A 26,961-nucleotide genomic window follows, 5' to 3' on the forward strand; every position below is an offset into this window, starting at 1 on the left:
CGCGTACAGGATTCGCAATGAAGACACACTTACACGCCCAGCCGCGCAGGCTGGCACTCGCCATCGGCTGCGCCCTCGCCGCCTGGCAGGCCCAGGCCGAAGAACAGTTCCAACCCATTCCCACCGTCGAAATCACGGCCGCGGCGCCGCGCGCCAACGGCCTGCTCAAGCTTGACACCCCGAGCGACACCGCTAGCCGCCTGGGTCTTACCCCGCGCGAGACGCCGGCCAGCGTCACCGTGGTCGACCGCGGCCTGATCGAGGTGCGCGGGGCCCAGGACACGCAGGAGATCCTGCGCGCCATCCCCGGCGTCACCGCCCACAATGCCCCGGGCAATATCGGCGTCAGCTACCGCGGCTTCGGCAGCGGCTCGATCAGCCAGCTGTTCAACGGCATCAATGTGCAGTATTCGATCGCCGCGCGCCCGGTCGACAGCTGGATCTTCGACCGGGTGGAAGCGATCGGCGGGCCGTCGAGCTTCCTGTTCGGCTCGGGCGCCGTGGGCGGCTCGATCAATTACATCACCAAGCTGGCCGAGACGCGCGACGTCGCCGAAGGCAGGCTGCGCCTGGGCGCCGACGAACTGAAGGAAGCCTCGGTCGGCCTGAATCGCCGCGTGGGCGAAGGCCATTACGCCCGCATCGACGTCAACCACCGCGACACGGGTAGCTGGGTCGACGGCGTCGACAGCCGCTCGACCCAGCTGGCGGCCTCGCTGCGTTCCGATTTCGGGCGCGGCTTCACGCATACGCTGGCCTATGAATTCCAGCAGGAAGACGTCGACCGCCCTTACTGGGGCACGCCGGTCCTGAACCCGGCCGCGGGCAGGCTGCGCGTGAACGAAGCCACCCGTTTCAAGAACTACAATAGCGTCGATGCCGTCTACGACCAGCGCATACAGTGGCTGCGCTCGATCGCCGCCTGGAAGGTGGACGACGCCCTGCAGTTCACCAATACCTTCTACGTCTACGACGCGCTGCGCGACTACCGCAACGTCGAGGGCTACCGCTTCAATCCCGCCAATACGCAAGTCATCCGCTCGAACGCCCTGCTCCAGCGCCACGACCAGACCATGGTGGGCAACCGCGTCGACGGCACCTATCGCGGCCGCATCGGCGAACGCCGCAGCGACTGGTCGTTCGGGGTCGATTTCAGCATCAACCGGCAGACCCGCTATCCGAACAGCCAGACGGCCACGGTGGGCAGCGTCGATCCCTACCGCTTCGCCACCGAGCGCTTCTTCGACGTACCCGGCATTACGCCGTTCTACCGCCCGGACCGCGACAACGAGGTCAAGACCACGGCGCTGTACGTCGAGAACCGCACCGCGCTGCTGCCCACGCTGAACCTGGTCACTGCCCTGCGCCACGAACGCATCGCACTCGACCTGGTCAACCGGCGCGAGGTCACCCCTGCCGCGCCGGGCAGCTTCTCGCGCAGCTACAATCCGACCACCGGCCGCCTCGGCCTGGTGTGGGACGTCACGCCCGGCATGAACCTCTATGCCCAGTATGCGACCGCCGCCGACCCGCCGTCGGGCGTGCTGTCCACCGCCTCGTTCAGCGACGTGATCAACAATAACGAACTGACCACCGGCCGCCAGGCGGAAGTCGGCGCCAAGCTCGACTTCTGGCAGGGCAAGGGCTCGGCCACCGTGGCCGCCTACCACATCACGCGCAAGAACATCTCGACCCCGGATCCGTTCAACAGCGGCGTGAACATCCTGGTCGGGGAACAATCGTCGCAAGGCGTCGAGCTGGCGCTGGGGCTGCAACCGACGACACGCCTGGCCGTGCAGGGCAACTTCACCTATGTCGATGCCGAGTACGAGCGCTACCAGCAAGGCAGCGTTTCGCTGGCCGGGAAGACGCCCACCAATACGCCGTCGACGGTGGCCAATCTCTGGGTCTCGTATGCCGTTACCCCCTCGGTGCAGGCCCACGTCGGCGCGCGCCGGGTCGGCAAGGTGTATGCCGACGCCGCCAACACCCTGTACTGGCCGGCCTATACCTTCGTCGACCTGGGCCTGAGCTGGCGGCTGAACCGCACGATGTCGGTGGAGGCGCGCGTGCGCAACCTCACCGACCGGCTGTACGCAGCCAATGTCAGCAACACGATGGCCTATCTCGGCGCGCCGCGCACGGCGGACGTGGCGCTGCGCATGGCGTTCTGACGGGAGCATACGATGGGAGCGCAACTGAAACGCTGGCTGTTCCTGGTCCACCGCTGGCTCGGCATCGGCATCTGCCTGCTGTTCGCGATGTGGTTCGTCTCGGGCATCGTCATGATGTATGTCGGCTATCCCAAGCTGACCGAGGCAGAGCGCCTGCAGCACTTGCCGCGCCTGGAAGCGGATGCGCGCCTGCTGGCGCCCGCCCGGGCGCTGGCGGCAGCCGGCATCGCCGGTCCGCTCGACGAGCTGCGCCTGGCCGCGTCCAGCGGTGGCCGTCCGGTGTACGTGGCAACGCCGGCACGCGCCGATACGCCTGCCGGCCACAAGCCGCCGCCGAAAGACAGCGGCGCGGTGACGATCGATGCCATGAGCGGACAGCGCCTGCAGGCGGTCGATGAGGCGCATGCGCTGGCAACCGCCGCCGCCTTCGCCGCGCCGGATATGAAACTCACGTACCAGGGCACGATCGACGAGGATGCGTTCACCCACTCGCGCGCGCTCGACCCGCATCGTCCGCTGCACAAGGTCGAGCTGGGCGATGCCGAACGCACCCTGCTCTACATCTCGAGCCGCAGCGGCGAAGTGGTGCGCGACGCGACGCGCAGCGAGCAGCTGTGGAATTACGCGGGCGCCTGGATCCACTGGCTGTATCCCTTCCGCGGCAATGCCTTCGAGCCTTACTGGACCGACATCGTCAACTGGCTGTCCATCCTCGGCATCGCGATGGCGCTCACCGGGACCGTGGTCGGCATCATGCGCTGGCGCTTCAAGAAACCCTACCGCAGCGGCGCGCGCACGCCCTATCCGGGCGCCATGATGCGCTGGCATCACATCACCGGCCTGCTGTTCGCGCTGGTGACGATCACCTGGATCTTCAGCGGCCTGATGTCGATGAATCCCTGGCGCATCTTCGATACCGGCGCGCCGAGGCTGAACATGGAGGCGCTGCAGGGCGGGCCGCTGGTGCCCGGCGCCGGCGACGCGGCGCCGCAAGCCCTGCTGGCGGCAACCGGCGGCGGCATGCGCGAACTGCGCTGGACCCGCGTGCTGGGAGAAAACCGGGTGCTGGCCCAGGCCGCCGCAGGCTCGCCCCAGGTGCTGGCCAGCCGCGATGGCAGCCCGGTCGAGCTCGATGCGGCGGCGCTGCGCCTTGCGGCCACGCGGCTGCTACAGGCGCCGGTCAAGCGGGTCGAGCGGCTGGACGACTACGACCTCTATTACTACGCGCGCGATGCCCACACGATGACGGGCGGCGGCGCCAAGCCGCTGCCGATCCTGCGCATCGTGTTCGACGATCCGCATGCGACCTGGATCCACCTCGATCCGCATACCGGCGCGGTGCTGGGGCGCCTGGACAGCGGCAAGCGCACCAGCCGCTGGCTGTTCGCGATGCTGCATTCCTGGGACTGGCTGCCGCTGCTCGAACGGCGTCCGCTGTGGGACCTGGTGTTGATCGCGCTGAGCCTGGGCGGAACCCTGCTCAGCGTGACCGGTGTGGTGATCGGCTGGCGCCGGCTGGGACGTAAACTGCGCGAGGCGCGCCACGCATCGACCGTGGGCGCGCCTCGCGCAGGAGTGGCAGGCGTGTAGCTTACTGGCCGGCGGCGCCCGCCACGTGGCGGCTGGCCTGCGGCTGCTCGCCGGTCGGCAGGCGGTCGACGCGGTTGATGGTGGCCAGGCGCAAAAAGGCCAGCACGCGCAGCACCAGGTAGCCCGAGTCGAATTCCCACCACTTCATCGATAGCTTGGCCGAGGCCGGGTTGGCGTGGTGGTTGTTGTGCAGCTCGGCGCCGCCGAAGATGATCCCGATCGGGAAGAAGTTGCGCGAGTCTTCCTTGGTCTGGAAATTGCGGTAGCCGACCACGTGGAAGATGCCGTTGATGAAGCCCGAGGCCCAGAACGGCAGGATCGACAGCTGGAACAGCCAGATCATGAAGCCATTGGCCGGGCCGAACACCAGCAGTTCGACCGCGAGGAAGAACAAGGCGCCGCGGAAGCGGTGCTTCGTATACAGGTGTTCGTCCATCCAGTCTTCCTTGATGCCCACGCCATAGGCCTTTACCAGGTCGGCGTCGCGCGCCGCCTTGCGGTACAGGAGCGTGCCCTTGCCCAGGATGGTCCACAGGCCATGGATGCGCGGGCTGTGCGGATCTTCCTCGGTATCGCACTTGGCGTGGTGCTTGCGGTGCACCGCCACCCAGGTCCTGGCGGTCACGCCATAGGTGGTGAGCCAGATCCACATGCGGAACAGCTGGCACAGGATCGGATGGAAGGTCACGGCCCGGTGGCTGCGCGAGCGGTGCAGATACAGTTCGCTGGCGAACACGGTCATGATGTACGACCCTGCCATGGTCAGCGCGACGCCGGTTGGGCTGAGCTGGATGAATCCTTCGAACACGTTGTTCTCCCTGGTATATGCGACGATGCGGACGTCTTTACGTCCTGGCGATACCGAAAGAATAACGTGGGGCGGCCCAAGGCCAATGCAGGAATAGAAAGGCTTTTACCCTTCTATTAACGCCATGATGGCCATCGACGTCAGCCGATCATGCCGCGCTGGCGAGCTTGCCTTACCCACGCTGGGTACTCGTTCATCAACAGGTCGTACAGCGCGCCGTCGGAATGCTCGTCGGGAGAGGCGACCGCGAAGAAGTCGGCATTGTCGAGCAGGCGGCCATCGAGATCGTCCAGCTTTTCCAGGAACGGGAAATCGGAGTCGGCGAAGTTGGCCAGGGCCTTGGACCTGGATTTGCGGCCCTTGCCGATGCCCATGAACTGCCAGAAGATCGGTTCGCGGCTGGCCCAGCGCAGCTGGCGCTCGGTCAGCGATTTATCGGAGGTCGAGCCGTCGGTCACGAACATCACGTACACCGGCACCTCGGCCTTGACCGCGGCCTTGCGCTCGCCGCCGAAGCCATCCGGGAAGTAATGGCGGCGCACCGCCTCGATCGCCGCGCCGTAGCGGGTATCGCCTTCGAGCGGATGCTTGTCGATGACGTGCCTGATGTAGTTCGACCAGTTCGACAGGCCCATCGGAGCGCCCTGGTGCACGTTGCGGCCGAACAGGAAGACGTCGATCTCGCCGTCGTCGTCGAAGCGGCAACCCAGCGCCAGGATGCGCTCGGCGAACTGCTGCACCAGGCCCTTGCGGTACAGGGTGCTCATCGAGCCCGAGATGTCCAGCACCAGGCAGACCTTGGCCCGGTGCTGGGCCAGGCCGGCCTTTTCCAGCGACACCGCGGCCGACTTGACCAGGTTGACCAGTTGCGGGGCGGATTGCGCGACGCGCTTTTCCAGGTCGACCACGGACGCACGCGGCGCGGCCGGCGCCGGCGCTGGAGCCGGCCGCGCTTCGTCGGCGACCGCGCCGCCGAAATGCCGCACCAGCGCATCGAGGCCGCCGTTGAAACCCTGGCCGACGGCCATGAAGCGCCAGCCGCCATCCTTGCGATACAGCTCGCCCAGCATGACCGCCTTCTCGCCCGCGAAATCGCGGCCACTGAAGTCGAAGCGGGCAAACTCGCCCTGCGCCCCGACCAGGCGCAGGCAGCCCGCCTGCAATTGCGACATCGGCGCATTGCCGTCGGTGCTGGCCACGATGCTGAGCCGCTCGACCCAGGCCGGCAGGTTCGCGAGCCGCAAGTGAAAGCCCGCGGCGTCAAGCCCCACGCTGCCCTGCGCCACGCCGCCACAGGGCGTGGACGGCTGGTTGAAGAACGTCATGTAGCGCTCATCAAGCAGCTTGCCGCCGGCGTCGAGCCCGAAGCAGGCGAAGTCCAGCGCCAGGCCCTGGGCCGACAGGCCGGCCTGCAGCACGCCATCGGGAACCACCTGCGCCAGGGGCAGGCGCTCGCCACGTTCCAGCTGCTTCATGTCACGCTCCAGTCAAGAGGGCGATCCGCTCAGCCCTTCTCGGGCGGCGGGGCGAATTCGTCGTCGATGCGGGTCACGATCACGGTCGCGATGCGGCGCTCCAGCACCTGCGCCACCTCGAATCTGAAGCCTTCGATCTCGACCGCATCGCCCACCTTCGGCAAGGTGCCGAAGCGTTCCAGCATCAGGCCGGCCAGCGAGGTGTAGTCGTCGGTGTCGCCGACCAGGGCGTCCGCCTCGAGCACCTGCTCCAGGTAGTGCAGGTCGGCGCTGCCGTCGACCCGCCAGCGGCCCGGACCCAGCGCCTGCACCACCGGCTGCTCGTCCTCGTCGGGGAATTCGCCGGCGATCGCTTCCAGGATGTCGATCGGCGTCACCAGGCCCTGCAGCGTGCCGTATTCGTCGGCGATGATCACCAGCTGGCCATGCGAGCGCTTGAGGCGGTCCATGACCTTGAGCACGCCGCTGGCGTCGGGCATGATGATCGGCGTGCGGATATGGGCCGCATCGATCGCGCCGGACTGGGTCAGGTCGGCGATCAGGTCCTTGGCGCGCGCGACGCCGATCACTTCGTCCAGTTGGCCGCGGCACACCGGGAAGAAGCCGTGCGGAGTGGCCAGCAGCTGGGCGCGGATGGTGTCGGCATCATCCTCGATATTGATCCACGAGATATCCGAGCGGTTGGTCATGATCGTGCGCACCGAGCGCTGCGACAGGCTCAATACGCCGCTGACCATATTGCGCTCTTCGGCCTCGAAGGCCGGTTCCTCGGCGGCCTTGGTTTCGGCTTCCGGCTCGTCATGCTGGTCGGCGCCGCGCTTGCTGCCCAGCAGGCGCAACACGGCGTCGGCGGTGCGGTCGCGCAGCGGGATGTGCGCTTCCTGCTTGATGAAGTTGCGGCGCGCCAGCTGGTTGAAGAACTCGATCACGACCGAGAAGCCGATCGCGGCGTACAGGTAACCCTTCGGAATGTGGAAGCCCAGGCCTTCGGCGATCAGCGACAGGCCGATCATCAGCAGGAAGGACAGGCACAGCACGACCACGGTCGGATGGGCGTTGACGAAGCGCGTCAGCGGCTTGGATGCGAACAGCATGACGCCCATCGAGATGACGACGGCGGCCATCATGACGCCCAGGTGTTCGACCATGCCGACCGCGGTGATCACGGCGTCGAGCGAGAACACGGCGTCGAGCACGATGATCTGCGCCACCACGGCGGCGAAGCTGGCGTATTCGCGCTTGCCGGTCTGGACCTGCGATTTGCCTTCGACGCGCTCATGCAGTTCGATGGTCGCCTTGGCGAGCAGGAAGATGCCGCCGATGAGCAGGATCAGGTCGCGGCCGGAGAACGCCAGCGTGCCGATACTAAACAAGGGTGCGGTCAGCGTGACCAGCCACGAGATCATCGTGAGAAGGCCGAGGCGCATGATCATGGCGAGGGACAGGCCGAGGAGCCGTGCCTTGTCGCGCTGGTGCGGGGGAAGTTTGTCCGCCAGGATGGCGATGAAGATCAGGTTGTCGATGCCCAGGACGATTTCGAGCACGACAAGAGTGAGCAAGCCGACCCATATATTCGGGTCAAGTAGCCATTCCATTGGAGAGTTTTGTAGTGAAGGAAGGGGCATTGTACGCGATCGTGCCGGCAACGGGCCAGAACCGCGATCGCTCGTCCACCGTCCGTCCATGGACCTCGATGTTTCCGTAAGGATATAATCGTTGCAGGCGTAAGGTATACTCATTCATCCGGAAGACCGGGAAAAGATACGTGTAACGAGGGGGCGGCAATGGGACTCATGGGAATTCTTGGATTTTTCGTGGTGGTGGGCGGCCTCATTGCCATGTCCACCACCAGCCGCGTCTTCATGACCATCCTGTTTGGCGCGAGTATCTACTATTGGCAGTCCATTTCCGCCGTTCTGCACGGCGGAAATGGCCCTAGCCTGGATGAACTTAAAATGGCAATGACGCTGTTAAGCGCCAATATTGGTGGCTTCATCGTTGCCACGGTGTTAGGCGTACTTAAAAGCGATAGTGGCAGTGATCGCCATTATCGGGAGAAAAGAAAGGTCTTCTTGATTTTCCTGGCGAAGTGGGGCTCGATCTATGCGGCCTACGCTTACATCTGCGGAAAGCTGATCGATTGGGGTTACGGTGAAGAGGGCATAGGCTGGTTCTTCATGCGCGCCTGGGGAGTCTATGGTTTTATCGTCCTGCTCGTCCTTTGGTTTGTCTTCAAGCCACGCAAGCAGATACACAAAGCCTGACAGCCGTACAACGCATACCTGGCATTCCGGTCCGGCCAGTCCGACACCGGACCGGGATTGGGCGCCGCCATGCCGAACGCGGTGATCCTGATGAGCGAATTCTGCCCCCAACCGCAAGCGCGCCGTGCTCACCAATGCAATGTTCTGCGGCTTCCCGCTCGGCGCTGCCGTCGGTGGCTTTCTCGCGGCCTGGATGATCCCGCTCCGGGAGCAGGCGCAGCGTGCTGCTGCTGGGCGGCCTGGCGCCGCTGCTGGAGGGACTCTCGATCATTTTGCTGTTGCCGGAGTCGGTGCGCCTCCTGGTCGCGCGCGGCGCCGGCCACGAACGCATCCGCGCCATCCTGCACCACGTCTCACCAAGCGCCGATGAGGCTTGCGCTGCTGGTGGTGCTCGGGGCCGGGCTGGCGATGAACACCGCGCAGGCATCGCTGCCGCTGGCGGCGGCCTTCTGCCCCCGGCCGCGCGACCGGCGTGACGGGCGCCGGATCACTGGGGGATAGTGGCCTGGCTGGCGCTGCTGGTCAAGCAGGCCGCGGAATGCGCAGGCAAGCGGCCGGCGTAACCTTCAATCGGCCGCCGGCGCCGTCCTGCGCGCCGGCAGCATCGGGTCGAGCAGCTGGCCGCCGAGCGTCGGGGCGCATGGCGTATCGGTCCCGACCTCGGCCGGCCAGTGCCTGGGCAGGTAATGGCTGCCGAACAGCCGGTCCAGGAACGGCAGGGTCGACGCGTAGTTGCGGTTGATGTGGTCGTGGCGGCTGTGGTGCCAGTGGTGGAAGGCCGGCGTCGTCACCAGCCATTCCAGTGGGCCGAGGCGCCAGCGCAGGTTGGCGTGGATGAAGAAGCCCCATACATTGCCGAGCACCAGCAGCAGCGCCGGCGTGGCGCTGCCTTCCAGGCTGGGTGTGGCCAGGCCCAGCATATACAGCGGCACCAGGCCGAACAGCCGGGTGATGACCATGTCGACCGGGTGATTGCGCGTATTGGTCAAGAAATGCATGCGCTCGGCGGTATGGTGCAGCGCATGGAAGCGCCACAGCCAGGGGATCTCATGGCTCAGGCGATGTCCCCAATAAAAGCCGGTCTCGGCGACGACGAAGGCCAGCAGGACGCGCGCCGCCATGGGCAGCTCGGCGACGGTCGTCGTCAGCGCGGCCGGCGCCAGGTGGTGGGCGGCCGTGGCCAGCAGCGCCATCGGGATCGTCAGCAGCAGGATCGGCACCAGGCTGCTGATGAAGTAATAGGCCAGGTTGTGGCGCAGCTGGGGATTCGGCTGCTCATGGCGCATGCCGAACCAGCGCTCGAGCGGGACGAACAGGGCCGTCAGCAGCACGAGCCAGACGCAGGTGCGCGCTACGTCAACGGCGAACTCGGACAGAAATGCGTTCATGGGATGCTGCGGTCAAGCGATCTCGGTGGCGCCGGCGCGAACCGCGGCGCGCGATGTGCAGCGCGCCGTGGATCGGCAGGTCATGGCCTGGCCGTGCTTATGCCTGGCCGTTACGGCGACGGCGTGCAATGAAACCGATCATGCCGAGGCCGGCCAGCATCAGCGCGCCAGTCGCAGGCTCGGGCACTTCCGCGTGCAGTTGCACATTATCGAGCAGCATGAACGGTGGGCCACCGGAATTGGTGCGTTGCGACAGGAAGGACAGCCATTCCTCGGTGCTGGTGGCGGTGAAGTACATGGTGGCTTTTTGCCATCCGCTGAAAGCTCCTGGAGCAATGCTCAGCTTATTGGTGTCCTGCAAGGCATCGCCGAAGCCGACTTCCCACCAGACGTCAGTGTTATCGCTTTTTTTCCAGTCATACTGCTGGGCCAGCGCGTATTCAAAGGTCAGCTGGTAGGTGGTGCCGACTTCCAGGCCGTTGACGAGCTGTTTGAGCGTGCCTGGGCCATAGTCAGGGTCGGAAGCGAAGAAATTGCCGCCCGATGGGGACATGAAGAAATTATCGCCAGAACCGTTCAAGCGCATCTTGCCGCCATGTTCATGCGCGTTTTTGCCATTCATCAGGAAGTTATAGCCGCCGCTATCGCCGCCATCTTTGCTGCTGATCCAGTGATTGATCGTGACGCCGTTTTCTTCCAGGTAAGCGCCATTGACAATGTGGCTGTGGGCGATGACGTTGGCTTCGAAACCGCCATTCTTGATCAGGTTCGCGTGCGCGAGGTTGGTGGTGAAGGCGAGGACGGCAGACATGAACAGCAAAGCTGACTTGAGACGCATGGCGCAAGCTCCGGAATGTTAGAAAAAAAAATTGGTAAGTAAGCGCCGGCAGGTGATGGGCCGGACGGCAGGCTCGAACGGGATGGGGCCGATCCGCCAAGCGCATTAGAAATTTGATATCGATTAATATTTCTTGCAATGGACACATTCTATCAGACACTTGCTGCTTGAAAATCAATACTCTGCGCGCAATAATATTTTCCATAAAGCAACATTTTACAATTGCCAGCAGGAATGCCTCCCCGTATTGACGCCCAGCTGGGTGAATACTATTGAGAAATAAGGCCTGCAATGAAAAACCGTTTCGATGCTTGTCGTCGCGAAAGGTTAATTAAGCAGTGCTGGGTGCATACCGTCACGGGTGATCGAAGACGATCTGCATGCTTTAGCGGACCAATTGCTTATCACCGAAAAACAACAGTTGGTCGCTTCATGGCCGATCCGGCGTGGATATCGGCGTGACCGACCTGGTCGCGTGGATACCCGATCAGGACTGACGACGCCCGGGCATCCTGGAACGTATGCTCTTAATCCATCGTATCGCTATAAAACGCCTGGCCGTTCCTTCCCTGTCCCTTGATGTAATACATCGCAATATCCGCATGGCGCATCAACTCATCGATCGTTTCTCCATCGTGGGGAAAGACCGCAATACCGATCGATGCGGAGATCAGCACCTCATGCCCGCCCAGGTCGAATGGCAGATTCAGGCATTCCAGGAATTTGTCGGCAACCAGGCGTGCGTCGTCGCGCACGTGCAGGTCGGGCAAGACCACGGTAAATTCGTCGCCGCCCTGCCGTGCCAGCGTGTCGCCCTTGCGCAGGCAGCTTTTCAGGCGGGCCGTCACTTGCAGCAGTAGTTCATCGCCCTTGTCATGACCGAGCGTATCATTGACCTGCTTGAATCGATCGAGGTCGATGAACATCGCCGCCAACTCGGTCCGGTTGCGTTTCGATTGGAGAATCGCCTGGCCGAGCCGGTCCTTGAACAGCTGGCGGTTCGGCAGGTCGGTCAGGACGTCATGATAGGCTTGATGAAGAATGACGGCTTCGGCCTGCTTGCGCGCCGTGATATCGCGTGCGATCCCGTAGGTGCCGAGATATCGCGGCCCGCCCTGCTCCACATGGTCGAGGTGCATGCCGATCGCATTGAGCGACACGATCATCGAGGCATCGTCGGCGGTCTCGGCATGGGGCGCATTCGGCCGGCGTGTCATGCGCAATTCGACATCGCGCGAGGCCCGATCGCCGGAACGCCTTTCGTTGAATGCATAACGCGCCCGCGCGAAGTCTTCTTCGTGCACGAGCACGGAGTAATGCTGGCCGATCAATTCGCGGCGATCATAGCCCAGCAATTGGCATGCCCGATCGTTCACGAAAGTGAATCGACCCTCGGGTTCGACCATATAAATGATATCCGGCGAGGCGTCGACCATATAGCGGTAGGTGCGCTCGGACAGTTCGAGTCTGTAAGCGATGTCGCGGTTGGTTTGCCGGAGCCGGCGCTGGGTCAGGACGTGATCGATGGTCTTGAACAGGTCTTGCTGGCTGAATGGCTTGCGCAGGAAATCGCGCGCGCCACCGCGCAAGGCGCCGATCGCGGCATCGATTCGCACGTTTCCGCTGACGATGATGACGTCGGTTTCGATGCAGTGATTGTTGATGAAGTCCATGACATGGTGGCCATCCATGTCTTCCAGGCTCAGATCTAGCAACACCAGGTCGTAGCGGGTGCGGGACAGGCATGCCAGTGCTTCGGCGCCCGAGGCTGCCGTGTCGATGTCAAAATGGCGGTGGTGGAGCAATGCCTGCAGCGATGACAGCATGCGTGGCTCGTCGTCCACAAGCAGCAGTTTGGTGGACTGATTGGCTGCAGCAGCCGGCAAATGAACTGCAGGAAATGAATTATCGCCGAATGCGAGTTTGTTTGTTCGCGGACATAGATTCATATCTGTAGGGATGGATAGCTTACACGTTCAACGCAGCAGGTTAGTTTATGCTCACTACATTAACATGGTCACAGAGTTTCAAATGCACATTGAAACTTCTCAAGAAGAATTGTTAACAATTTTCTTTGAGTACGATAAGGAAGGGCGAGCCAGCGTGCGATGTCTCAGCACGGCGCAGTAAAAAAATAGGCCACCCGAAGGTGGCCTATTTCATATTCCTGGCGGAGAGAGGGGGATTCGAACCCCCGGTAGGCTATGAACCTACACACGCTTTCCAGGCGTGCGACTTAAACCACTCATCCATCTCTCCTGATGGGTCGACGTGGGAACCCCACGAAGCCGCCTATTATAGCAAGTATTCCCAGCAGTACAAGGCCGACAACGCGTCACCGACGACGCACCACACCGCAGATGGGGTTGAACGCGTGGATGGCTCAGCCATCCACCCTACACAAAAAAATGCCCGCCCCTCTCCCGAGTCGGCGGGCAAGCCTTGCGTCAGCCTTGTGGGCCGGCGCAGGCAGGTTGCTCAGGCAGTGTAGCTCAAGCCGATTCCTTCAACTGCTCCAGGATGGCCGGGTTCTCAAGTGTCGATACGTCTTGCGTGATGTTCTCGCCCTTGGCCAGCACGCGCAGCAGGCGGCGCATGATCTTGCCGGAACGGGTCTTCGGCAGGTTGTCGCCGAAGCGGATCTCTTTCGGCTTGGCGATCGGACCGATCTCCTTACCAACCCAGGCGCGCAGCTCGTTGGCCAGCTTTTTCGCTTCTTCGCCGGTCGGACGTGCCTGCTTGAGCACGACGAAGGCGCAGATCGACTCGCCCGTGGTCTCGTCCGGACGCCCCACCACCGCCGCTTCGGCCACGATCGGATTGGCCACCAGCGCCGATTCGATTTCCATCGTGCCCATGCGGTGGCCCGACACGTTCAGCACGTCGTCGATGCGGCCGGTAATCGTGAAGTTGCCGGTGTCCTTGTTGCGGATCGCGCCGTCGCCGGCCAGGTAGTACTTGCCGCCCAGTTCGTCCGGGAAGTAACTGGTGCGGAAGCGGTCCGGGTTGTTCCAGATCGTGCGGATCATCGACGGCCATGGGCGCTTGACCACCAGGATGCCGCCCTGCCCGTTCGGCACGTCGGCGCCGGCCTCGTCCACGATCGCGGCCATGATGCCCGGCAGCGGCAGGGTGCAGGAACCCGGCACCATCGGAGTTGCGCCCGGCAGCGGGGTGATCATGTGGCCGCCGGTCTCGGTTTGCCAGAAGGTGTCGACGATCGGGCAGCGTTCTTGACCAACATTGCGGTAGTACCACATCCAGGCTTCCGGATTGATCGGCTCGCCGACCGAACCGAGCAGGCGCAGGCTGGACAGGTCGTAGTTCTTCGGATGCACCTTCTCATCCAGGTCGGAGGCCTTGATCAGCGAGCGGATCGCGGTCGGCGCGGTATAGAAGATGCTGACCTTGTGCTTCTCGACGGTCTGCCAGAAGCGGCCGGCGTTCGGGAAGGTCGGCACGCCTTCGAACACGACTTGCGTGCCGCCGACGGCCAGCGGGCCGTAGGCGATATAGGTGTGGCCGGTGATCCAGCCGATGTCGGCGGTGCACCAGAAGACGTCTTCGGGTTTCAGGTCGAAGGTCCACTTCATGGTCAGCGCGGCCCACAGCAGGTAGCCGCCGGTCGAGTGCTGCACGCCTTTCGGGGTGCCGGTCGAGCCGGACGTGTAGAGGATGAACAGCGGGTGTTCGGCATCGACCCATTCAGGCGCGCATTCGGCGCCCTGGTCCTTGACCAGCTCGTGCAGCCACAGGTCGCGGCCTTCCTTGAAGTTGATATTGCCGCCGGTGCGCTTGTAGACGATCACGTCCTTGACGGTATCGCAGCCGCCCAGGCCCAGGGCTTCGTCGACGATCGCCTTGAGCGGAAGCGCCTTGCCGCCGCGCTGCTGTTCGTCGGCCGTGATGACCGCCACCGCGCCGGCGTCGATGATGCGCTCCTGCAGCGACTTGGCCGAGAAGCCGCCGAACACCACCGAGTGGGTGGCGCCGATACGGGCGCAGGCCTGCATGGCAGTGATGCCTTCGACCGACATCGACATATAGATGACGACGCGGTCGCCCTTCTTGATGCCGCGCGATTTAAGGGCGTTGGCAAATTTGCAGACGCGCTCGTGCAGCTCGCGGTAGGTGACTTTAGTGACCGCGCCGTCGTCCGCCTCGAAGATGATGGCGTGCTTGTCGGCGTTGCCGTTTTCCAGGTTGCGGTCGAGGCAGTTGTACGATGCGTTCAGCTGGCCGTCGGCGAACCATTGGTAGAACGGCGCGTTCGATTCGTCGAGGGTGGAGGTGAACGGCTTGTGCCAGTCGAGGTTCTCGCGCGCCAGGCGGGCCCAGAAACCTTCGTAGTCGGCTTCGGCTTCGGCGCACAGTTTTTCGTAGGCGGCCATGCCATTGATGGCGGCCTTGTCGGCAAACTCCTTCGGCGGCTGGAACACGCGGTGCTCCTGCAGGCCCTGGGTTTGCTCTTGGGTGGTCTCGTTCTCGGCCATACTAGTCTCCATATTAATGTAGTAGGTTATGCCAGATACCATAGGGGGGCTCGCTTACTGAGCCCTTACATGGAAACCCCTGCGGCGGATCGATCGTCAAGCATTTGTCCGCTCTCTCGTGATGTTCGCCCTTATTCTAACGCCAGGCGTTGCAAAGCGTACAAGCAGCGCCCCATCCCGGCGCGTGCCCAACCTCATCGACACTCGCCGGTGTAAAATGCTGAGCTGAATTTTTTCGCATCCCCCTGGAGTTCCATCCCGATGTCTGCCCTAGAACCGAGCAAGCAAATCCGCAAGCTGTCCCCATTGAGCAACCTGATCTTTGCCAGCCGCTGGCTGCAGCTGCCGCTGTACCTCGGCCTGATCCTGGCGCAATGCGTGTACGTATTCCACTTCTGGGTCGAACTCGTCGACCTGATCGGCGCCGCCATGGGCAACGTCGACTCGCTGAACCACATCATCGATGCGGTCGGCCTGTCCGGCAACCGCCCCACGCGCCTGACCGAGACCGTCATCATGCTGGTCGTGCTGGGCCTGATCGATGTCGTCATGATCTCCAACCTGTTGATCATGGTGATCGTCGGCGGCTACGAAACCTTTGTCTCGCGCATGCACCTGGAAGGCCACCCTGACCAGCCAGAGTGGCTGTCGCACGTGAACGCGACGGTGCTCAAGACCAAGCTGGCGATGGCGATCATCGGCATCTCGTCGATCCACCTGCTCAAGACCTTCATCAACGCCGCCAACTATGAAGAGAAGACCCTCATGTGGCAGACCCTGATCCACGTGGCTTTCCTGGTCTCGGCGCTGGCGATTTCGTGGACCGATCGCATCACCACCATGACGCACCAAGAGAAGCATTGAAGCACCCGTAACACCACAACGATAACGATACTCCGACACTCCATCACGAGAGATTTCCCACCATGGCAACCGTCATTACCCAGGAAGACCTGATCGAATCCGTCGCGGCCGCGCTGCAATACATCAGCTACTACCACCCGGCCGACTATATCCAGCACCTGGCACGTGCCTACGAGACCGAGCAAAGCCCGGCCGCGAAGGATGCGATCGCCCAGATCCTGACCAACTCGCGCATGTGCGCCGAAGGCAAGCGCCCGATCTGCCAGGACACCGGCATCGTCAACGTGTTCCTGAAGGTCGGCATGGGCGTGCGCTTCGAAGGCTTCACCGGCACCGTCACCGACGCGGTCAACGAAGGCGTGCGCCGCGCGTACAACTTCGCCGACAACAAGCTGCGCGCCTCGATCGTGGCCGACCCTCACTTCGAGCGCAAGAACACCAAGGACAATACCCCGGCCGTGGTCCATATGGAACTGGTCGAAGGCGATACCGTCGACGTGAAGGTGGCCGCCAAGGGCGGCGGCTCCGAAAACAAGACCAAGTTCGTCATGCTCAACCCGTCCGACTCGCTGGTCGACTGGGTGCTCAAGACGGTGCCGCTGATGGGCGCCGGCTGGTGCCCGCCGGGCATGCTCGGCATCGGCATCGGCGGCACCGCCGAGAAGGCGATGCTGATGGCGAAAGAATCGCTGATGGAAGACATCGACATGTACGAGCTGCGCCAGCGCGGCCCGAACAATAAACTCGAAGAGCTGCGCATCGAGCTGTGCGACAAGATCAACGCGCTGGGCATCGGCGCCCAGGGCCTGGGCGGCCTGACCACCGTGCTGGACGTGAAGATCAATATGTACCCGACCCACGCGGCCTCGAAGCCGGTGGCGATGATCCCGAACTGCGCCGCTACCCGCCACGCCCACTTCGTGCTGGACGGCTCGGGCCCGGCCTATATCGAACCGCCGGCGCTGTCGACCTGGCCGGACGTGAACTGGACCCCGGACACCGAGAAGTCCAAGCGCGTCGACCTGGATACCCTGACCAAGGAAGAAGTCGCCTCCTGGAAGCCAGGCCAGACCCTCTTGCTTAACGGCAAAATGCTGACCGGCCGCGACGCCGCGCACAAGCGCATCCAGGACATGCTGGCCAAGGGCGAATCGCTGCCGGTGGACTTCACCAACCGCGTGATCTACTACGTCGGCCCGGTCGATCCGGTCGGCAGCGAAGTGGTCGGCCCAGCCGGTCCGACGACCGCCACCCGCATGGACAAGTTCACCGACATGATGCTGGAAAAGACCGGCCTGATCTCGATGATCGGCAAGGCCGAGCGCGGCCCGGCGGCGATCGAATCGATCCAGAAGCACAAGTCGGCCTACCTGATGGCGGTCGGCGGTTCGGCCTACCTGGTCTCGAAGGCGATCAAGTCGGCGAAAGTCGTCGGCTTCGAGGACCTGGGCATGGAAGCGATCTACGAGTTCGACGTGACCGACATGCCGGTCACCGTCGCCGTCGATTCGACCGGTACCTCGGTCCACAACACCGGCCCGAAGGAATGGTCGGCCAGGATCGAATCGCTGAAAGGCGTGCCGGTCACGGTCGCTTGATTCCACGAGAATCATGACGCTCCCCGACGCTCCGGTTGGCATCTTCGACTCGGGCGTCGGCGGCCTCTCGGTGCTGCGCCACATCCAGGCGCAGCTGCCGCACGAACACCTGCTCTACCTGGCCGACACCGGCTTCGCCCCCTACGGCGACAAACCCGAACCGGTCGTCGTCGAACGCGTGCTGGCGATCGGCGATTTCTTGCTCGCGCAAGGCGCCAAGGCCCTGGTAGTCGCCTGCAATACCGCGACCGTCGCCGCCGTGCGCGAACTGCGCACGGCGCACCCAGGCCTGCCCATCGTCGGCGTCGAACCCGGCCTGAAGCCGGCAGCAAGCCTTTCCCGCACCGGCAAAGTCGGCGTGCTGGCCACCGAACGCACGCTGAACGGCGCCAAGTTCCTGCAATTGCGCGACCAGATCCACCTCGATTCGGGCGCCGAGTTCCTGCTGCAACCCTGCGTCGGCCTGGCCGACCAGATCGAGTTCGGCGAGCTCGACTCGACCGCCACGGGCGCCATGCTGCAACGTTTCATCCATCCTTTGCTGGCCCAGGGCGCCGACACCCTGGTGCTGGGTTGCACCCACTATCCGCTGGTGCGGGCCTCGATCGAGCGCCTGCTGAACGACGCCGGCCGGTCCGATGTGATGCTGGTCGACACCGGCGACGCCGTGGCGCGCCAGCTGGCGCGCCTGCTCGCTGCCGGCGGCTTGCTGCGCGCGGCGCACGCCTCCCCTGCCCTGTTGTCCGGCTATACCAGCGCCAGCGCCACCGCCCTCGGCGCGGCGTTTCGCAGCCTGCTCGGCATCGAACCGCCGGTGCATGAAGTGACGATTGCCGCGCCCAACGGCTGGTCGAACGGGCGGCAGATTTAAAGTTGCACGTTTCAGATTGAGCTTATATAATCATGCTCTGCCTCGGCAATGACGAGACAGAAAGAAGCAAATAGAGCAGTAACGTAGTTCAGTGGTGGCTGTAGCTCAGCTGGTAGAGTCCAGGATTGTGATTCCTGTTGTCGTGGGTTCGAGCCCCATCAGCCACCCCACAGAATTTCGACGAAAAGCCACCGCAAGGTGGCTTTTTCGTTTTCGCTCCCGTTCCCGCTCGCGCTCGCGCAGGTGGCGCCAGCTAGAATGGCGCTTCGGCCAGGCGTTCCGCAGCAATCCAACAGTCACGGCGCCCAACATTGCATTGAAGCAATGCAGGAGCTATCATGGCTTGCTACCGCGATCGCCATCCTCACCGTTGACATGGCCGTTCCCTGTTGCATTTCTCTTTAGGAAAGCGAATCCCATGGCCACCCCTTCCCAGTTCGACAACGATACCTTCGCGCTGGCGCGCCAGCACCTGGCCGACTTCGTGACAGGCACCGCGCGCCGCCTCGCGGGGCAAGGCGGAAGACTGCTCGAAGTCGGACCGCAAGAGCGTTCGCTGGTGCGGGAAAGCTTTACCAACTTCGCGGTCGACACCTTCGACATCGTCGACACCTACCAGCCAACCCTGGTGGGCGACATCACCAAACACAACGACTTCATCGCCGACAGCACCTACGACTGCGTGGTCTGCATGGAAGTCATCGAGCACACGCTGAACCCGTTCGAGGCGGTCAAGGAAATCCGCCGCATCCTCAAGGATGGCGGCTATCTCCTGATCTCGGCGCCGCTGAACTGGCGCATCCATGGACCGATCCCCGACTGCTGGCGCATCACCGAACACGGCTGGAAGGCCTTGCTGCGCGACTTCGATATCGAGACCATCGACAGCCTCGAGTCACCCGGGCGCGAACTGTTCCCCATCCGCTACAACGTACTCGCCAGGTGCAACAAGACCAAGTGCATCGACGACCACGAACTGGTGTTCCGCTATATCTGAGGCCCCGTGATGGACACGATCGAACGCGTCGAACACACACTGGCCCGGGTAGCGGGGCCCACCTTCGACCCTCAGGTGTATGCCGAAACCGGATTCTTCATCCTGCGCCAGGCGATCGGCAAGGACGTCGTCGGGCGCTGGCAGCAGGCATGGCAGGATTTCCATGCCTGGCAGCTGGGCCAGGGGCGCAATGTCAACCGCGCCAACCCGGTGGCGCTGACCGAGGAACTGCCCGAGGTATTGGGCAAGATGTACCGCGAGCCGGTCTTCATCGACACCGTCAAGCAGATCTTCGGAGAAAACGTGGCGCTGTTCAACCACCGCTTCGTGATCAAGGATGAGCACAGCTCGGGCAAGGTGTTCCTGCACCAGGACAGCTGCTACCACCTGGGGAACCTGAACAAGTGCAGCCTGTTCGTCCCGCTGAGCATCGCCAATGAAGATAACGGCGGGATGACCTTCTACGCCGGTTCGCACAAGATGGGCTATCTCGGCGATGCAGGCGAAATCAATCCCGAGGCATTCGATATCCGCTGGCCCAAGGTGACGCCCGAACTGCATCCGGGAGATTTCATCGTGATGAACAGCTCACTGTGGCACGAATCGGGGCCGAACAAGAATGGCGTGCACCGCATCCTGGCCGACATGATCATGCAGCCGGCCGACGACCCGACCGGCAAGGAGCTGCTGGCCGGAGAATGGAAGACCGATTTTTTCTACTCCCCCCTCAATTGCGCCCGCTACTTCTCGAACTCGCGCGTACTGAAGATCATCCGCTACGAGACCGAACTGGGCCTGCGCGCGGCGCCGACGAAAACGGACTGATATGCAGGTAGTCGGCGAGACCCTCTCCCGCTCCGGCGTCGAAGCGCTGCTGGCGCAAGGTTCGCCGGCGTTCCTGGACTGCGGGTTCGATGGCGCCGACCTGTCGCGCCTCGACCTGCGCAACTGCACGTTCAGCGGCTGCTGCCTCGCCGAAACCTCGCTCTACGCCGCCAAGCTGGGGCAAACCACCTGGCAGCGTTGCCGTGGCCGGCAAATCGACTTCGAGGCGGCGGATCTCACCGATGCCCGCTTCCAGAGTTGCGACCTGAACAACAGCAGCTGGCGCCGCGCCCACCTGGCCTCGCTCACGGTCAAGGGCTGCAAGCTGACCGGCGCCAGTTTCGAGGAAGCGGCCCACCTTGGACTGTGCTTCGAGGAATGCCTGCTGGTCGGGGCCGACCTGCGCCGCATGTCGTTCAGGAAGGCCAGACTCATCCAGCTCGATTTCGGCGACGCAGACCTGGCCGCCTGCGACTTTCGCGACGCCGTTTTCGAGGGCGGCAGCCTGCGCGGCGCCAACCTGAAGCAGGCGCGCTTCGACAATGCCGACCTGCGCGAAGCCGACCTGGGCGGCATCACCCTGGCCGACATCAAACTGTTCAAGGGCGCCTGGATCACGCCGCGCCAGGCCGCGGACCTGGTCAGCGAACTCGGATTGCGGGTCGCCTGAACCGCTACGCATTTGGCCTCGATACGACGAGACAAATGTAAGAGGCAACAAGTTATCGGCCGGATAACGCTTGATGTGAGACAATTAGTGAGTTTTCCAAAAGAAATATAGGCCGTTCTCTCGTGTCTCAGCATCGCGGACACTGCAGTGGCGGCTTTCGGATCTATGCCAGACAAGAGTACCGCCCCCGAGATCGTCCGCCTGACCGCCGAAAAACGCCCCGCAGTGCGCAATGCCGTGCTGTTCGTGGTCGCCCTGTGCCTGTTGCTCCTGACCATCCAGGTCTCGGACGGCTGGCGCGCGCGCAAGGAGCGCCTGGCGGACGTCGCCGTCGCCACCACCAATATGTCGCATGCGCTGGCGGCCCAGGCCGAGAGCGCGGTGCGGGTGGTCGATACGGTGCTGGCCGGGGTGGTCGAGCGGGTCGAGACCGATGGAGCCGATGGCGCCGCCCGCCCGCGCCTGCAACTGCACCTGAAGAATATGGTGACTGAAGTCGATGAGCTGCACGGCCTGTTCGTTTTCGGCGCCGACGGCCGCTGGCTGATGACCTCGCAGGACCGCATTCCGCTCTACCACGTCGACGACCGCGAATACTTTCAATACCACCGCAACAATCCCGACCGCTACGTCCATATCGGCAAGCCGGTGCGCAGCCGCTCGACGGGCGACTGGGTGCTGCCGATCTCGCGCCGCCTGAACAATCCGGACGGAACCTTTGGCGGCGTCGCGCTCGGCACGATCCGCATCGCATACTTCTCGACCTTGTACAAGACCTTCGACGTCGGCCGCGCCGGCGTGATCATGCTGACCCTGGACGACGGCACCATGATCTATCGCCTGCCGCACAACGAAAAGCTGATCGGCTCCGATGTCAGCAATGGTCCCGTGCACCAGATGTACCAGCGGACGGGGCCAACCGGCACCGACATGCTGCGCTCGAAGATCGACGGCATCGAACGGCTGTACAGTTACCGCCACCTGGAAACCTATCCGCTGATCGTCGCCACCGCACAATCGAAGCAGGAAATCCTGGAAAAATGGCTCAAGTCGATGCTGGGCCAGGCCGCGATCACCATCGTCGCCATCCTGCTGTTGCTGTATTTCGGCCGGCGCCTGGTGCGCCAGATCGTGATCCGCGACCACCTCGAGCACGAACTGCTGCAGGCGCGCGCGATGCTGCAGGAGCATAACCGCGCGCTGACGGTCCTGGCCGACAATGACAGCCTGACCGGCATCGCCAACCGGCGCCGCTTCGAAGAAGCCCTCGGCCAGGAATACGCGCGCGCGGCGCGCAGCGGCGCACCGCTGTCGCTGCTGATGTTCGACGTCGATTACTTCAAGCGCTATAACGACACCTATGGCCACGTGGCCGGCGACGCCTGCCTGCGCCAGGTGGCGCAAACCCTGCAGGACAGCCTGGTGCGGCCGGCCGACATGGCCGCGCGCTATGGAGGAGAAGAATTCGTGGCCCTGTTGCCGGATACCGATCCGGCCGGCGCCAGGATGGTGGCCGAGCGCATCCGCCAGGCGGTGATGGCGCTGGCGATCCCGCATGCCGGCAATGGCGCCGGGGTCGTGACGATCAGCGTCGGCGTGTACACGGGCAGTGCGAGCGCCGGGATGGCTGCCGACAGCGCCACCGCGCTGGTGGAGCGGGCCGACGCCCTGCTCTATCAAGCCAAGCAGTCGGGCCGCAACCAGGTGTGCGGCGGCGATCTCGCCGCACCCTGAGCCGCAGGCTCGCCATCATCAATAGCGGTGAGGGTTGTTCGGCCGGGCGTCGTAGCGGTTCGGCACGCCGTCGCGATCGCGGTCGCGGTTGCGGTGCGCGGCCACCTGGCGTGACTGGTGCCAGCCGCCGCGCTCGAGATGCCAGCCGTTCCGGTCCTGGCGCCATTGCGCACGCTGGTAGGCATAGCCCGGACGCACTTTCTCCCAATGGCCGGCGACCCAGTCGTGACGGCGGCCGTTCCAGTCCCAGTAGCCCGACACCCATTCGTAACCGCGGCGTGCAGCCGGCACGGCTTCGCGGCGTGGCGCCGGCGGCGCCTTCTTGATAACGATCACTTGGGCGCGCGGATGGGCGGCCTGGGCCTGCACGGGTGCGAATGCTGCGCTACCGATCAGGATGGCGGCGGCGGTGGCGAGGATGGTTTTCATGGTGCTCTCCGTTTCGGTTGGTGTGAGACCACTATAGCGAGCCGGGGCGCCAAAACGATGAACTGAAGGAAGTCTTTACAGCCGATACATGCCGCTACAAACTTGTAACAGCGGAGGGGAAGTGCGGGAAGGCGGGAGGTAAAGCGGGGAGCTGCAAAAACACAGCCGGCGATGGACGCCGGCTGTGTAAAGGGGAAGGTATCAGTCCAGCTTGAAGGCGTAGTCGACCTTGGTCCAGGTCTGGGCTGGTGCGCCGTCCTTGGTGCCCGGCTTGAACTTGCACGAGGTCAGGCCCTTGACCAGTGCACGGTCCAGGTTCTTGAAGCCGCTCGACTTGTCGATCTTCGATTCTGCCACGGTGCCGTCCGCGTTGACCAGGAACGAGGCCGAGGTCGTGCCCTGCTCTTCGTTCATCAGCGATGCTTTCGGATATTCGATGGCGCACTTCTTCGGATCGAACGACGCCGGGGTTTCGGCGGCGAAGCTGGCGCTGGCGGCGCCGGTCAGGGTCAGTGCAACGAACAGCTTGGCGGACAGGTTTTTCATGATTTCCCCAATAAGGTTTTTAAGAGTTGAATGTCGTGATGCGTACTGCGCGCCGCTCTGCCAGCCGGCGCATGACTGCGTAATAATGCGTGCTTAGAATTCTTCCCACTCGTCGTTGCCGACTGTGGCAGCTGCCTTTTTCGGCTTCGGCGCAACTTCGGCCTCGTCCGGGTTCACCGCGGCGCTGGCGGCGGCCGGCTTTTTCGACGCCGGCGGTACGGGACGCTTAGCGGCCGGACGGACCACCACCGCGGTGGTGGTCGCCACTGGCGCCTGCGCCTCGAATTGGAACTGTTCGCCCTCTTCCAGCTTGAAGATGCTGACCACGCGGGCCAGTTCGCCGGCCTGGTCTTGCAGGCTCTGGGCGGCCGCGGCGGCTTCTTCCACCAGTGCGGCGTTTTGCTGGGTCATGCCATCCATCTCGATGATCGAGGTGTTGACCTGGGCGATGCCGGCGCTCTGTTCGGCGCTGGCGTTGGCGATCTCGCTCATGATGTCGGTCACGCGCTTGACGCTGGACACCACTTCATCCATCGTCACGCCGGCCTGGCCGACCAGTTTGCTGCCGCGGTCGACTTTCGAGACCGAATCGTCGATCAGGGTCTTGATTTCCTTGGCCGCCGCAGCCGAACGCTGGGCCAGGTTACGTACTTCGGACGCAACGACCGCGAAGCCGCGGCCCTGTTCGCCGGCACGGGCAGCTTCGACCGCCGCGTTCAGCGCCAGGATATTGGTCTGGAAGGCGATGCCGTCGATCACGCCGATGATGTCGGCGATCTTGCGGGCCGAGCCGTTGATCTCACCCATGGTGCCCACCACTTGCGACACCACTTCACCACCCTTGCTGGCGACGTCCGAAGCGGCGGCGGCCAGCGCGTTGGCTTCACGGGCATTGTCGGCGTTCTGCTTGACGGTCGAGGTCAGCTGTTCCATGGCCGAGGCAGTCTTTTCCAGCGAGCTGGCCTGCAGTTCGGTACGCGAGGACAGGTCGATATTGCCGGCAGCAATTTCACGCGAGGCGGTGCCGATGGTCTCGGTGCCGCGGCGCACCTGGGCGACGATGTCGACCAGGCTGTTACGCATTTCCTTCATTTCGACCAGCAGGCTGCCGCGGTCGGATTCCTTGGTGTCGATCGCGATCGACAGGTCGCCGTGGGCGATGCTGCCGGCGATCTTGGCGGTGTAGCCAGGCTCGCCGCCGAGCTGCTTGAGCAGGCTGCGGGTGATCACCACCGCGGCGCTCACGCCCAGCACCACGGCCAGGACCAGCAGCACCAGCATGAAGTTACGGGCATTGTCGAATGCCGCTTCGGCATCGGCCTTGGTCTGGGCGTTCTGTTTTTGTTCCTGGGCAGCCAGCGCGTTCAGGGCCTCGGTCCACTTGCGCTGCACCGGGCGCACTTCGCGCACCATCACACGGGTGGCGTCCATCATATTGGCGGCCAGGTAGAGTTCGGTAGCGCGGCTGATCGCCGGCATTGCGGCCGCAGCGTGTTCCTTGATCTGCGCCAGCAAGGCCTTTTCGGTATCGTTGCCGTTGGCGGCGAACAGCGCTGTCAATTTAGCCTGGGCTTCGTCGTACTTGGCGGTCTCGGCCTTGAACTTCGCGATTTCCGGTTCCATATCGGCCGGGTCGACCATCAGGGTCAGGACGCGCAGCGACTGCAGGCGGTCGTTGACGTTGTTGCGCATTTCGATCACGAGACCGGTCGATACATTGCTCACGCTGACCACATGGTCAAGGCGATCCTGGATCTGCGCCATGCGCAGGATACCCACTACCGCAACGGCAACCAGCAACACCAGGATCAGTGCAAAACCGAGGGCCAGACGGGTACCGACCTTCATGTTGTTCAAATTCATTCGTGTTTTCCCTGTAACTTATTGATCGAAACTCGCTCGGAGAGACAAGCGCCGGCGATGCGCTTCTGAAATCGGTGTTTCCGCTCGATGTCAGGTGTTTCCGACAGGATAAATCAAGATGTCATTCAGCTCGTCAGAAAATCTCTTGCTCGTCCGAATTGTTTCGGCACAACAACAGCATTGATACAGTGCAAGATTGGGAACAGGACTGCATTATGGAATGACTATTGCCACACAGCAAGCAATTTTGAAACTTGTGTGATTGTTTCGACAAGGAAATGTCTCGATTTGTCGACAGGAAATCAAAAAGGCGTGCCTTGGCACGCCTTTGGGTCGGTTTTGCAGGGTTTTCAGGCTGCGGCCGGCATCCTGGCAGCCGCTTCGAGCAACAGGCGCGGATCGCCCAGCGCCAGCTTCTTCGAGTCGGACAAGGTCTGGCGGAAGGCGCGCGCACCCGGCAAGCCCTGCATCAGGCCCAGCATGTGGCGCGTAATGCTGTTGAGCTTCAGGCCCAGCGGGCCGTACAGGCGCAACTGTTCCTCGATATACGGGATCATCCCCTCCAGCACCTCGACCCGCGTCCGTGGGCGACCGGCATCGGGGGCGCCATAGAAGCGGCGGTCCCAGTCGCCCATGGTCCAGGGATTGTGATAGGCCTCGCGGCCCAGCATCACGCCGTCGACGTGCTCCAGGTGCAGGGCGATCTCATCGTCGCTCTTGATGCCGCCATTGATCAGGATCTCGAGGTCGGGGAATTCGCGTTTCAGCTGATAGGCGACGGCGTAGCGCAGCGGCGGGATCTCGCGGTTTTCCTTGGGCGACAAGCCCTTCAGCACGGCATTGCGGGCGTGCACGATGAAAGTCTTGCAACCGGCATCGGCGATGGTGCCGACGAAATCGCGCACGAAGCCGTATTCCTCGTCGTAGTCGATGCCGATGCGGTGTTTTACCGTGACGTCGATCGAGACGGCGTCGCGCATCGCTTTCACGCAATCGGCCACCAGTTGCGGCTCGTTCATCAGGCAGGCGCCGAAGACGCCCTTCTGCACCCGCTCGGACGGGCAGCCGCAGTTGAGGTTGATCTCGTCATAGCCCCATTGCTCGCCCAGCTTGGCGCTTTTTGCCAGGTCGGCCGGGTCGCTGCCGCCCAGTTGCAGGGCGATCGGGTGCTCGACGTCGTCGTAGCGCAGGTGGCGCTCGACGTCGCCATAGACCAGGGCGCCGGTGGTGACCATCTCGGTGTACAGCCAGGTGTGGCGGGTGATCTGGCGGTGGAAGACGCGGCAGTGGCGGTCGGTCCAGTCCATCATCGGGGCGACCGACAGGCGGCGCGATGGCTGGACAGGAGCTGGGGCGTTGGCTGGAACGGTCGAGGTGGTGCTCATGCTGGAAGGGTCTGGCCGCCTGCTGACACGGCGGCGAATACTGTCGGGAACCCGCCATCATAAGCCAAAGCTGGCGGGACCGCACTCCTGGCGTCGATCGGTTGTGGCAAAGGTCTCACCGACCAGAACCGCGATCGCCACACAAGTAC

At 63.4% G+C, this 26,961-nt stretch carries 21 protein-coding genes, 2 tRNA genes and 1 pseudogene; 12 read left to right on the top strand and 12 right to left on the bottom strand.

Annotated elements, in window-relative coordinates; translation table 11 throughout:
• The first annotated feature begins 17 nt into the window (after positions 1 to 17).
• Together E8M83_RS20015 and E8M83_RS20020 are read left to right on the top strand one after the other, a co-directional pair.
• Positions 18 to 2,174, top strand: a complete 2,157-nt coding sequence (locus tag E8M83_RS20015; protein WP_137175112.1) for a TonB-dependent siderophore receptor — start codon at positions 18 to 20, stop codon at positions 2,172 to 2,174.
• Positions 2,175 to 2,186: 12 nt separating this feature from the next.
• Positions 2,187 to 3,764 (top strand): PepSY-associated TM helix domain-containing protein, encoded by a 1,578-nt coding sequence (locus E8M83_RS20020; protein WP_137175113.1) that lies wholly within the window; start codon positions 2,187 to 2,189, stop codon positions 3,762 to 3,764.
• A gap of 1 nt (position 3,765) precedes the next feature.
• Here the strand turns inward: E8M83_RS20020 and E8M83_RS20025 are convergent, their stop codons facing one another.
• The 3 genes from E8M83_RS20025 to E8M83_RS20035 all read right to left on the bottom strand — a co-directional run bounded on the left by E8M83_RS20025 (position 3,766) and on the right by E8M83_RS20035 (position 7,642).
• Positions 3,766 to 4,572 carry a fatty acid desaturase gene (locus E8M83_RS20025; RefSeq protein WP_137175114.1) on the bottom strand — a complete coding sequence of 269 codons (807 nt, stop codon included), beginning with the start codon at positions 4,570 to 4,572 and terminating at the stop codon, positions 3,766 to 3,768.
• A 140-nt stretch (positions 4,573 to 4,712) separates the two neighbouring features.
• Positions 4,713 to 6,047 carry a VWA domain-containing protein gene (locus E8M83_RS20030; protein WP_137175115.1) on the bottom strand — a complete coding sequence of 445 codons (1,335 nt, stop codon included), beginning with the start codon at positions 6,045 to 6,047 and terminating at the stop codon, positions 4,713 to 4,715.
• A 29-nt stretch (positions 6,048 to 6,076) separates the two neighbouring features.
• Complete coding sequence (locus E8M83_RS20035; RefSeq protein ID WP_137175116.1) at positions 6,077 to 7,642, bottom strand: TerC family protein; 1,566 nt, start codon at positions 7,640 to 7,642, stop codon at positions 6,077 to 6,079.
• Positions 7,643 to 7,831: 189 nt separating this feature from the next.
• Between E8M83_RS20035 and E8M83_RS20040 the strand changes: the two genes are divergently transcribed.
• Together E8M83_RS20040 and E8M83_RS26340 are read left to right on the top strand one after the other, a co-directional pair.
• Positions 7,832 to 8,311 carry a hypothetical protein gene (locus E8M83_RS20040; RefSeq protein WP_137175117.1) on the top strand — a complete coding sequence of 160 codons (480 nt, stop codon included), beginning with the start codon at positions 7,832 to 7,834 and terminating at the stop codon, positions 8,309 to 8,311.
• A gap of 45 nt (positions 8,312 to 8,356) precedes the next feature.
• Positions 8,357 to 8,685 (top strand): annotated as a pseudogene (locus E8M83_RS26340) (aromatic acid/H+ symport family MFS transporter); the annotation flags it as partial.
• Positions 8,686 to 8,877: 192 nt separating this feature from the next.
• Here the strand turns inward: E8M83_RS26340 and E8M83_RS20050 are convergent.
• The 5 genes from E8M83_RS20050 to acs form a co-directional block, all read right to left on the bottom strand.
• A complete protein-coding gene (locus E8M83_RS20050) occupies positions 8,878 to 9,699 on the bottom strand; it encodes a sterol desaturase family protein (protein ID WP_137175118.1) in 822 nt (273 codons plus the stop codon).
• Positions 9,700 to 9,796: 97 nt separating this feature from the next.
• Positions 9,797 to 10,537 (bottom strand): PEP-CTERM sorting domain-containing protein, encoded by a 741-nt coding sequence (locus E8M83_RS20055; protein WP_229491700.1) that lies wholly within the window; start codon positions 10,535 to 10,537, stop codon positions 9,797 to 9,799.
• A gap of 527 nt (positions 10,538 to 11,064) precedes the next feature.
• Positions 11,065 to 12,486 (bottom strand): diguanylate cyclase domain-containing protein, encoded by a 1,422-nt coding sequence (locus tag E8M83_RS20060; protein ID WP_137175119.1) that lies wholly within the window; start codon positions 12,484 to 12,486, stop codon positions 11,065 to 11,067.
• A gap of 219 nt (positions 12,487 to 12,705) precedes the next feature.
• Positions 12,706 to 12,796, bottom strand: a tRNA-Ser gene (locus tag E8M83_RS20065).
• A gap of 233 nt (positions 12,797 to 13,029) precedes the next feature.
• On the bottom strand, positions 13,030 to 15,030 hold the full coding sequence (gene acs / locus E8M83_RS20070) for an acetate--CoA ligase (protein WP_137175120.1): 2,001 nt from the start codon (positions 15,028 to 15,030) through the stop codon (positions 13,030 to 13,032).
• A 261-nt stretch (positions 15,031 to 15,291) separates the two neighbouring features.
• Here acs and E8M83_RS20075 point away from each other — a divergent pair, with 261 nt between their 5' ends.
• From E8M83_RS20075 to E8M83_RS20110, 8 genes are all read left to right on the top strand, one after another.
• On the top strand, positions 15,292 to 15,894 hold the full coding sequence (locus tag E8M83_RS20075; protein ID WP_137175121.1) for a TIGR00645 family protein: 603 nt from the start codon (positions 15,292 to 15,294) through the stop codon (positions 15,892 to 15,894).
• Between the two features lie 62 nt (positions 15,895 to 15,956).
• Entirely contained in the window at positions 15,957 to 17,492 is a 1,536-nt protein-coding gene (locus tag E8M83_RS20080; RefSeq protein ID WP_137175122.1) for a fumarate hydratase, read from the top strand.
• Positions 17,493 to 17,505: 13 nt separating this feature from the next.
• The gene (gene murI, locus E8M83_RS20085) at positions 17,506 to 18,363 is read left to right on the top strand and encodes a glutamate racemase (protein ID WP_137175123.1); all 858 of its coding nucleotides are present in this window, start codon (positions 17,506 to 17,508) and stop codon (positions 18,361 to 18,363) included.
• Between the two features lie 94 nt (positions 18,364 to 18,457).
• Positions 18,458 to 18,533, top strand: a tRNA-His gene (locus E8M83_RS20090).
• Between the two features lie 248 nt (positions 18,534 to 18,781).
• On the top strand, positions 18,782 to 19,360 hold the full coding sequence (locus E8M83_RS20095; protein WP_137175124.1) for a bifunctional 2-polyprenyl-6-hydroxyphenol methylase/3-demethylubiquinol 3-O-methyltransferase UbiG: 579 nt from the start codon (positions 18,782 to 18,784) through the stop codon (positions 19,358 to 19,360).
• A 9-nt stretch (positions 19,361 to 19,369) separates the two neighbouring features.
• Positions 19,370 to 20,185 carry a phytanoyl-CoA dioxygenase family protein gene (locus tag E8M83_RS20100; protein ID WP_137175125.1) on the top strand — a complete coding sequence of 272 codons (816 nt, stop codon included), beginning with the start codon at positions 19,370 to 19,372 and terminating at the stop codon, positions 20,183 to 20,185.
• Between the two features lies 1 nt (position 20,186).
• Positions 20,187 to 20,855, top strand: coding sequence for a pentapeptide repeat-containing protein (locus E8M83_RS20105; protein WP_137175126.1), 669 nt, complete (start codon positions 20,187 to 20,189; stop codon positions 20,853 to 20,855).
• Positions 20,856 to 21,020: 165 nt separating this feature from the next.
• Complete coding sequence (locus tag E8M83_RS20110; RefSeq protein ID WP_137175127.1) at positions 21,021 to 22,589, top strand: sensor domain-containing diguanylate cyclase; 1,569 nt, start codon at positions 21,021 to 21,023, stop codon at positions 22,587 to 22,589.
• Between the two features lie 18 nt (positions 22,590 to 22,607).
• On the opposite strand, the gene E8M83_RS20115 is transcribed toward E8M83_RS20110, so the two are convergent.
• The 4 genes from E8M83_RS20115 to dusA all read right to left on the bottom strand — a co-directional run bounded on the left by E8M83_RS20115 (position 22,608) and on the right by dusA (position 26,812).
• The gene (locus E8M83_RS20115; protein WP_137175128.1) at positions 22,608 to 23,018 is read right to left on the bottom strand and encodes a YXWGXW repeat-containing protein; all 411 of its coding nucleotides are present in this window, start codon (positions 23,016 to 23,018) and stop codon (positions 22,608 to 22,610) included.
• Between the two features lie 201 nt (positions 23,019 to 23,219).
• The gene (locus E8M83_RS20120) at positions 23,220 to 23,564 is read right to left on the bottom strand and encodes an energy transducer TonB (protein ID WP_137175129.1); all 345 of its coding nucleotides are present in this window, start codon (positions 23,562 to 23,564) and stop codon (positions 23,220 to 23,222) included.
• 93 nt (positions 23,565 to 23,657) lie between these two features.
• Positions 23,658 to 25,427 carry a methyl-accepting chemotaxis protein gene (locus tag E8M83_RS20125; RefSeq protein WP_137175130.1) on the bottom strand — a complete coding sequence of 590 codons (1,770 nt, stop codon included), beginning with the start codon at positions 25,425 to 25,427 and terminating at the stop codon, positions 23,658 to 23,660.
• Between the two features lie 350 nt (positions 25,428 to 25,777).
• Positions 25,778 to 26,812 (bottom strand): tRNA dihydrouridine(20/20a) synthase DusA, encoded by a 1,035-nt coding sequence (gene dusA / locus E8M83_RS20130; RefSeq protein WP_137175131.1) that lies wholly within the window; start codon positions 26,810 to 26,812, stop codon positions 25,778 to 25,780.
• Positions 26,813 to 26,961 lie beyond the last annotated feature (149 nt).

The organism is Massilia sp. HP4, assembly GCF_005222695.1.
GTDB lineage: Bacteria > Pseudomonadota > Gammaproteobacteria > Burkholderiales > Burkholderiaceae_D > Telluria.